We start from the raw sequence: 8,815 nt of genomic DNA, 5'->3' as shown, positions 1-8,815 counted from the left end.
GGTGGAAAGAGCGCGGCACAAAGGCCGAATGCTGTTCACTTAAGGCAGCCGACAAACCCGTGGCGAGGGAGCTTGCTCCCGCTGGGTCGCGAAGCGGCCCTGTTTTTGGGCTGCTGCGCAGCCCAGCGGGAGCAAGCTCCCTCGCCACAGGATAATTGCCTGGCTTGATTTCGCTTAGCTCAACTGACTGGTATTTGCCTCGTTAGAGGTTGGTTTCGCATCAGGTTTCAAGTTGCCGCAGACGTTTGTACAAGGTATTGCGGCTGACCCCCAGTCGTCGCGCCAGGTGTGAAATATTCCCGCCCACGGCCTGAAGCTGGCGGTTCAGATCCTCGGCATCGTTCAAGTCCACCGTCAGCGGCTCAGGCGTTTCCACCGGTTCCATTTCCAGGTCGACAAAAAAGTCGTCGGGCAGGTGTTCCGGACGGATCGGCTGTTCCTCGGCCATCGCCAGGGCCACTTGCAGCACGCTGCTGACCTGTCGCAGGTTGCCCGGCCAGGGGTGGCGTTCAAACAGATCCAATACCTCACGGCTCAGGCCGGCCCATTGGGTCGGTTCGCGGTGGTGTTCCCACAGGCGCTTGAACAGGGCCTGCTTGTCGCTGCGTTCGCGCAAGGGCGGCAGTTCCAGGGTCAGGCCGCCGATGCGGTAGTACAAGTCTTCGCGAAACCGCCCCAGTTGCACCTGTTCGCGCAGCGAGCGGTTGGTGGCGGAGATGATGCGGATGTCCACCGGGAACAGCTCGGCGCTGCCCACCGGTTGTACGCAGCGTTCCTGCAAGACCCGCAGCAGCCGGGCCTGGGTCGGCAGGGGCATGTCGCCGATCTCGTCGAGGAACAGCGTGCCGCGGTCGGCCTTGCGGATCAGGCCGATGCTGCCTTTCTGGTTGGCGCCGGTGAACGCGCCTTTTTCATAACCGAACAATTCCGACTCCACCAACTCGGCGGGAATCGCCGCGCAGTTGACCGCAATGAACGGCTGCTTGCAGCGCGAACTGGCCTGGTGCAGGGCTTTGACGAACACTTCCTTGCCCACTCCGGTCTCGCCGTGGATCAGCAGCGGAATATCCTTCTCCAGCAAACGCTCGGCCTGGCGCACGGCTTTCTCCACGCGGCTGTCACCGAAGTGCAGGGTATTGAGGCTGATGGCGTTGCTGGCGGGCGCCGGCGCAGGCGTTGCCTCGGTGAAGACGCGCGCCCTGATCGACACTTGGCTCGGGCGCCTGAGCAAACACTGGAATCGATTGCTGCCAGACGCTTGCAGGGCGAACGGCAGGCCGTCGGGTTGGTTGAGCAGTTCCAGCAATGAGACCTTGAACAGGCTTTCGATGCTGACCCGCGACAGACTCAAGCCCAGCAGGTTATCCGCGCGGCGATTGGCCGAGAGGACCTGGCCGCTTTCATCGAAAATCAACAGCCCGGCCCACTGGCTGTCGAGGTTGTTCAAGCCGGTGTTGAAGGTCAGTTGGAAGTGTTCACCGCGAAACAGGTTGAGGATCAACCGGTTCTCCACGGTCTGGCTCATCATCTTGACCATGCCCAGGGTGTGGGACGGCGGCAGGTAGCTGTCGCTGGAGACGTCCAGCACGGCGATGACCTTGCGCTCGGCATCGAAGATCGGCGCGGCGGAGCCGGTCATGAAGCGATTGGCCTTGAGGAAGTGTTCATCGTGCTCGATGTGCACCGCCTGTTCGCAGGCCAGCGCGGTGCCGATGGCGTTGGTGCCGGTGCAGCGCTCCATCCAGCTCGCCCCGGCGCTGAAGCCATGGGCCAGTTTCGGCTCGATGAAGCGCTGGGTGCCCCAGGACGTCAGCACTTGGCCCTGGTTGTCGGCCAGCATGATCAAGCAATTGGAGTTGCTGAGGATGTTCTCGTAATACGGCAAGACCTCCTGATGGGTGGTCTGCACCAGCGAATGCTGGCTTTCCAGCAAGTGGGCGATGCCTTGGGCGGGCAACTGATCGAAGGCCGGCACGCTCTGGTGATTCAGGCCGAAGGCGCGGCAACGGGACCAGGAAGCCTGGATGATGGCCTCGTGGGACAAGGCAGGAGCAGGTGCGGCCATGGGGCACTCTCGCAGGAGCTGTTTTTATTGTTGTGGCAAGTCTCGCACAGACTCCTTGTGCTGGGGCAGATCCAGGCACGACTTAATATGCACAGATTCTGTGGGAGCGAGCCTGCTCGCGATAGCGGTGGTTCAGTTAAATCGATGTGACTGATCCACCGCTATCGCGAGCAGGCTCGCTCCCACAGGTCCTATTCAGTGTTGTTCAAAATTGTTCATTGTCAACTCGATCGTTGTTCAGTTGTTCATTCCTGATTGTTCACTTCTGTTCATCAACGAACGCCTTTTGCCTGCCAATCCAGGAAAAAATCAACCTGATCAAGGGCTTGTGATTTCTGGCACGGCTTTCGCTTTTAAGCTCGGGTCGCTTGACTCCAAATAATAAAAAGGCCGAGCCATGTCATTAAAGCTTGAGCACATCTGTCGCACCGTCGAAGGCCAGACCTGGATCGACGATGCCAATCTGAGTTTCGAACCCGGATCCTTCAACGTCCTGTTGGGCCGCACGCTGTCCGGCAAGACCAGCCTCATGCGCCTGATGGCCGGTCTGGACAAGCCCGACAGCGGCCGCATCCTGATGAACGGCGTCGACGTCACCCACCGTCCGGTGCGGTTGCGCAACGTGTCGATGGTCTATCAGCAGTTCATCAACTACCCGACCATGACCGTTTTCGAAAACATCGCCTCGCCGTTGCGCCAGGCCGGTGTGTCCGAAGAAATCATCCAAAGCAAGGTCCTGGAAACCGCAAAAATGTTGCGGATCGAAAAATTCCTCAAGCGCCATCCACTGGAATTGTCCGGCGGCCAGCAGCAGCGCACGGCCATGGCCCGGGCGCTGGTCAAGGACGCCGAGCTGATCCTGTTCGACGAGCCTTTGGTGAACCTCGACTACAAGCTGCGCGAAGAGCTGCGCCAGGAGATGCGCGAGCTGTTCCAGGCCCGCCACACCATCGCCGTCTACGCCACCACCGAGCCTAACGAGGCGCTGGCCTTGGGCGGCACCACCACGATCCTGCACGAGGGCCGGGTGATTCAGAGCGGCAAGTCGTCTTCCGTCTACCACCAGCCGCAAACCGTGCTGGCCGCCGAGCTGTTTTCCGAACCGCCGATCAACCTCATGCCGGGTCGTATTGCCGGTAATGAAGTCAGCTTCGCCAATTTCGTGCACTTCCCGCTGAACGTCGATCTGCGCCCGGTGGGCGAGGGTGAGTTCCGTTTCGGCGTGCGCCCCAGCCATATTTCCCTGGTGCCGAGCAACGACGACGACCTCGAACTGGCGGTGACCGTCGAGGTGGCCGAGATTAGCGGTTCGGAGACGTTCCTGCATGTGCGCAACGAACATTTCCTGCTGGTGCTGCATTTGCCTGGGGTGCATGAGTACGACGTGGACGCGCCGATCCGCATCTACATTCCGACCCATAAACTGTTTGTCTTCGATGCCCAAGGCAAGCTGGTCCAGGCCCCGGGCCTGCGTATTGCGAGGGTTGCCTGATGGCTGAAATTCGTTTGCAGAACCTTGCCCACAGCTACACCAGCACCCCGGCGGGCCCCGAGGACTACGCGATCCGCGAGATGAATCACATCTGGGAGCAAGGCGGCGCCTATGCGCTGCTCGGCCCTTCGGGCTGCGGCAAGTCCACCTTGCTCAACATCATTTCCGGCTTGCTCAGCCCCTCCGAAGGGCAGGTGATGTTCGACAGCAAAGTCGTCAACGACCTGACCCCGGAGCACCGCAACATTGCCCAGGTGTTCCAGTTCCCGGTGGTGTACGACACCATGACGGTGTTCGACAACCTGGCGTTCCCGCTGCGCAACCAGGGCATGGCCGAAGCGCGGATCCACACCAAGGTGCAGGAGATCGCCGAGGTCCTGGACCTGCAGAACCTGCTGGACAAAAAGGCCCGCAACCTCACCGCCGATGAGAAACAGAAAGTCTCCATGGGCCGCGGGTTGGTACGCGACGATGTCTCGGCGATCCTGTTCGACGAACCGCTGACGGTGATCGACCCGCACCTGAAATGGAAACTGCGGCGCAAGCTCAAGCAGATCCACGAGCAGTTCAACATCACCATGGTCTACGTCACCCACGACCAGTTGGAAGCCTCGACGTTCGCCGACAAGATCGCGGTGATGTACGGCGGCCAGATCGTGCAGTTCGGCACGCCTCGGGATTTGTTCGAGCGCCCCAGCCACACCTTTGTCGGCTACTTCATCGGCAGCCCGGGGATGAACCTGATCGAGGTCACGGCCCAGCCCGGTGGCGTCGGCTTCGGGTCGACCCACTTGCCCTTGTCCGAAACCCTGCAACGGCGTATCGCCGAAGCCGAGGGCAAAAGCCTGAAGGTCGGCATTCGCCCTGAGTTCGTGCATGTCTGGGATGGCCCTTACGACGACGCGATGCGGGCCGACGTGGTCCACGTCGAAGACCTGGGCACCTACAAGATCCTGACCCTCAACCTCGATGGCGCACCGCTGAAGGTCCGCCTGGCCGAAGACAAGCCCGTACCGGAAGGCACGGCGTACATCAGTTTTCCGGCCCAATGGCTGATGGTCTATGCCGATGAATATCTGCTCGAATCCACTGGCGAGGTGCAGCCATGAACAAGGTGCAGAACAACAAGGCCTGGTGGCTGGTATTGCCAGTGTTCCTGCTGGTGGCCTTCAGCGCCGTGATCCCGATGATGACGGTGGTCAACTATTCGGTGCAGGACATCTTCGATCAGTCCAGCCGCTACTTCGTCGGTGCCGATTGGTACAAGCAGGTGCTGCTCGATCCACGGCTGCACGATTCGCTGCTGCGCCAGTTCATCTACTCGGCGTGCGTGCTGCTGATTGAAATCCCCCTGGGCATCGCTATCGCCCTGACCATGCCGACCAAGGGCAAATGGTCGTCCCTGGTACTGATCATCCTGGCGATTCCGCTGCTGATCCCGTGGAACGTGGTGGGCACCATCTGGCAGATTTTCGGCCGCGCCGACATCGGCTTGCTGGGCTCCACGCTTAACGGCTTGGGTATCAACTACAACTATGCGGCCAATACCATGGACGCCTGGGTCACCGTGCTGGTGATGGATGTCTGGCACTGGACTTCATTGGTGGCGCTGCTGTGTTATTCGGGGCTGCGGGCGATTCCGGACGTCTACTATCAAGCGGCACGGATCGACCGGGCGTCGAACTGGGCGGTGTTCCGGCACATCCAGTTGCCGAAAATGAAGAGCGTGCTGCTGATCGCCGTGATGCTGCGTTTCATGGACAGCTTCATGATCTACACCGAGCCGTTCGTACTCACCGGCGGCGGGCCGGGCAACGCCACCACGTTCCTCAGCCAGACCCTGACGCAGATGGCCATCGGTCAATTCGACCTGGGCCCGGCGGCGGCGTTTTCCCTGGTGTACTTCCTGATCATTCTGTTGGTGTCCTGGCTGTTCTACACCGCCATGACGCACTCCGACGCCAACCGTTGAGGCCCGCACAATGAGCAAGAGAAAGCTGATTCCGCTGCTGATCTACATCCTGTTCCTGCTGGTGCCCATCTACTGGCTGCTGAACATGTCGTTCAAGAGCAACACCGAGATCCTTGGCGGCCTGACCTTGTGGCCGCACGATTTCACCTTCGACAACTATAAGGTGATCTTCACCGACCCGAGCTGGTACACCGGTTACATCAACTCGCTGTACTACGTGAGCCTGAATACGGTGATTTCCCTGGGCGTCGCGTTGCCGGCGGCCTATGCGTTTTCCCGCTACCGGTTCTTGGGGGACAAGCATCTGTTTTTCTGGTTGCTGACCAACCGCATGGCGCCACCGGCGGTGTTCCTGTTGCCGTTCTTCCAGCTGTACTCGTCGATTGGGTTGTTTGACACCCATATTGCCGTGGCCCTGGCCCACTGCCTGTTCAACGTGCCGCTGGCGGTGTGGATCCTCGAAGGGTTCATGTCCGGGGTGCCGAAAGAAATTGACGAGACCGCCTACATTGACGGCTACAGTTTCCCCAAGTTCTTCACCAAGATCTTCATTCCGTTGATCGGTTCCGGCATCGGCGTCACGGCGTTTTTCTGCTTCATGTTTTCCTGGGTCGAGCTGTTGCTGGCCCGGACGTTGACCTCGGTGAATGCCAAGCCGATCGCGGCGGTGATGACCCGTACGGTATCGGCGTCCGGTATCGACTGGGGCGTGCTGGCGGCGGCGGGGGTGTTGACCATCCTGCCGGGCATGCTGGTGATCTGGTTCGTTCGCAACCACGTGGCCAAGGGCTTTGCCCTGGGCCGGGTCTGAGGAGTCGATGATGGAATGGATGAACTGGACCGTCCCTACGGCGGCTTTTTTTGGTGTCATCGCCTTGCTGCTGGTGGGCATGACGACCTGGGAATTGCGTTCGCCGAGTATCCCTCGGCGTGGTTTCCTGCCGATTGCCACGACCCGTGGCGATCGGTTGTTTATCGGTCTTCTCGGTAGCGCCTACCTGCATCTGCTGGTGATCGGCGTTACCGACTGGAGCATCTGGATAGCGTTCGCGTTGTCTTTGGTGTGGCTGTTGGCAGTGATGCGGTGGGGCTAATCGCGACAACGCGACGATCAGGCTCTTAAACCCAAACAGGAGAGGTCTCTATGTTCGATAAAAACAATAAGCTGCGACATAGCGTTTCATTGGCAGCCATGCTGGCACTCAGCGGGCTGAGCGCTACGGCCTGGGCCGACGCCTATGAAGACGCCGCTAAAAAATGGATCGGCAGTGAATTCAAGCCGTCGACCCTGACAGCCGAGCAGCAGCTTGAAGAATTGAAGTGGTTCATCAAGGCCGCCGAACCGTTTCGCGGGATGAAAATCAACGTGGTGTCGGAAACCATCGCCACCCACGAGTATGAATCCAAGGTATTGGCCAAGGCCTTTAACGAAATCACCGGGATCCAGCTGACCCACGACCTGCTCCAGGAAGGCGACGTGGTGGAGAAGCTGCAAACCCAGATGCAGTCGGACAAGAATATCTATGATGGCTGGGTCAACGACTCGGACCTGATCGGCACGCATTTCCGCTACGGCAAGACTGAGTCGATCACCGACCTGATGGCCAACGAAGGCAAGAATTTCACCTCGCCGACCCTGGACCTCAAGGACTTCATCGGTATTTCCTTCACCACCGCGCCGGACGGCAAGGTCTATCAACTGCCCGACCAGCAATTCGCCAACCTGTACTGGTTCCGCGCCGACTGGTTCGAGCGTGCGGACCTGAAGGCCAAGTTCAAGGAGAAGTACGGCTACGAGCTGGGTGTGCCGGTGAACTGGTCGGCCTATGAAGACATCGCCAAATTCTTCTCCGAAGACGTCAAGGAGATCGATGGCAAGCGTGTCTATGGGCACATGGACTACGGCAAGAAAGACCCGTCCCTGGGCTGGCGCTTCACCGATGCCTGGTTCTCCATGGCCGGTGGTGGCGACAAGGGCCTGCCCAACGGTTTGCCAGTGGACGAGTGGGGCATTCGCGTCGAGGACTGCCATCCGGTCGGTTCCAGCGTGACCCGCGGCGGCGATACCAACGGTCCTGCGGCCGTGTTCGCCACCACCAAATACGTGGATTGGATGAAGAAGTACGCGCCACCGGAAGCGGCGGGCATGACCTTCTCCGAATCCGGCCCGGTGCCGTCCCAAGGCAACATCGCCCAGCAGATTTTCTGGTACACCGCTTTCACCGCCGACATGACCAAGCCGGGCCTGCCGGTGGTGAATGCCGACGGCACGCCGAAATGGCGCATGGCCCCTTCGCCACGCGGTCCGTATTGGGAAGAGGGCATGAAGCTGGGGTATCAGGACGTGGGTTCGTGGACGTTCATGAAGTCCACGCCTGAGAAGCAGAAACTCGCGGCCTGGCTCTATGCGCAGTTCGTGACGTCCAAGACGGTATCGTTGAAGAAGACCATCGTCGGCCTGACGCCGATTCGTGAGTCGGACATCAACTCCCAGGCCCTGACCGACCTGGCGCCGAAACTCGGTGGCCTGGTGGAGTTCTACCGCAGCCCGGCCCGCGTGCAATGGACCCCGACCGGGACCAACGTGCCGGACTACCCACGCCTGGCGCAACTGTGGTGGAGCCATATCGCCGAAGCCGCCAGCGGCGAGAAAACCCCTCAGCAGGCCCTCGATGGGTTGGCCAAGGACCAGGACGCGATCATGACGCGTCTGGAACGCTCCAAGGCCCAAGCCACCTGCGCACCTAAGATGAACCCTGAGCGCGACGCGCAATACTGGTTCGACCAACCGGGTGCTCCGAAGCCGAAACTGGCGAACGAGAAACCTAAAGGTGAAACGGTGAGCTACACCGAGCTGTTGAAATCGTGGGAAGCGGCCCGCAAGTAAAAACCCCGCTGTGAGCGTGAAAACGGCACCGAAAGGTGCCGTTTTTTTTGCCTGGGCTTATCGCAACAGACAGACCCGCCGCCATCGCGAGCAAGCTCGGCTCCCACAGGGTCGGGGGGTGAATGCAGATATTGCGTACACCCCAGACTCCTTCGGGAGCAGTGCTGCTTACTGAAAAAAGCGAGGAACCTGTGGCGAGGGAGCTTGCTCCCGCCTGAGTGCGAAGCGCTCACAAAAAAGGGGCTGCTACGCAGCCCAGCGGGAGCAAGCCCCCTCGCCACAATGATTCAAGCTGGCCTTGGATTCAGGCAAGCCTTAAGTGAGCGGCATACCTGTGGGAGCGAGCCTGCTCGCGATGAGGCCGGCAAGCCATTCACATAAACCAGCAGGCAAAAAAAA

The 8,815-nt window shown here is 60.1% G+C and carries 7 protein-coding genes; 6 read left to right on the top strand and 1 reads right to left on the bottom strand.

Going from position 1 to position 8,815, the window contains the following annotated elements:
* Positions 1 to 220 precede the first annotated feature (220 nt).
* Positions 221 to 2,065 (bottom strand): sigma-54-dependent Fis family transcriptional regulator, encoded by a 1,845-nt coding sequence (locus J3361_RS29000; protein ID WP_207967417.1) that lies wholly within the window; start codon positions 2,063 to 2,065, stop codon positions 221 to 223.
* Positions 2,066 to 2,462: 397 nt separating this feature from the next.
* Here J3361_RS29000 and J3361_RS28995 point away from each other — a divergent pair, with 397 nt between their 5' ends.
* The 6 genes from J3361_RS28995 to J3361_RS28970 are packed head-to-tail and all read left to right on the top strand — an operon-like array spanning position 2,463 to position 8,416.
* Positions 2,463 to 3,557 carry an ABC transporter ATP-binding protein gene (locus tag J3361_RS28995; protein ID WP_186730993.1) on the top strand — a complete coding sequence of 365 codons (1,095 nt, stop codon included), beginning with the start codon at positions 2,463 to 2,465 and terminating at the stop codon, positions 3,555 to 3,557.
* The gene (locus tag J3361_RS28990) at positions 3,557 to 4,666 is read left to right on the top strand and encodes an ABC transporter ATP-binding protein (RefSeq protein ID WP_207967416.1); all 1,110 of its coding nucleotides are present in this window, start codon (positions 3,557 to 3,559) and stop codon (positions 4,664 to 4,666) included. The genes J3361_RS28995 and J3361_RS28990 overlap by 1 nt, the downstream gene beginning before the upstream one ends.
* Positions 4,663 to 5,529: a sugar ABC transporter permease gene (locus J3361_RS28985; RefSeq protein WP_030142069.1), complete on the top strand. Its 867-nt coding sequence runs from the start codon at positions 4,663 to 4,665 to the stop codon at positions 5,527 to 5,529. The genes J3361_RS28990 and J3361_RS28985 overlap by 4 nt, the downstream gene beginning before the upstream one ends.
* Before the next feature lie 10 nt (positions 5,530 to 5,539).
* Complete coding sequence (locus J3361_RS28980; protein ID WP_207967415.1) at positions 5,540 to 6,340, top strand: carbohydrate ABC transporter permease; 801 nt, start codon at positions 5,540 to 5,542, stop codon at positions 6,338 to 6,340.
* Between the two features lie 10 nt (positions 6,341 to 6,350).
* Positions 6,351 to 6,623, top strand: a complete 273-nt coding sequence (locus J3361_RS28975; protein ID WP_186707524.1) for a DUF2160 domain-containing protein — start codon at positions 6,351 to 6,353, stop codon at positions 6,621 to 6,623.
* A 50-nt stretch (positions 6,624 to 6,673) separates the two neighbouring features.
* Complete coding sequence (locus J3361_RS28970) at positions 6,674 to 8,416, top strand: ABC transporter substrate-binding protein (RefSeq protein ID WP_186707525.1); 1,743 nt, start codon at positions 6,674 to 6,676, stop codon at positions 8,414 to 8,416.
* Positions 8,417 to 8,815 lie beyond the last annotated feature (399 nt).

Origin of the sequence: Pseudomonas sp. OA65, from assembly GCF_017498305.1 — a bacterium.
GTDB lineage: Bacteria > Pseudomonadota > Gammaproteobacteria > Pseudomonadales > Pseudomonadaceae > Aquipseudomonas > Aquipseudomonas zanjanensis.
The sequence above is the reverse complement of the archived record's forward strand: the minus strand, read 5'-3'. Positions and strand labels throughout refer to the sequence as shown.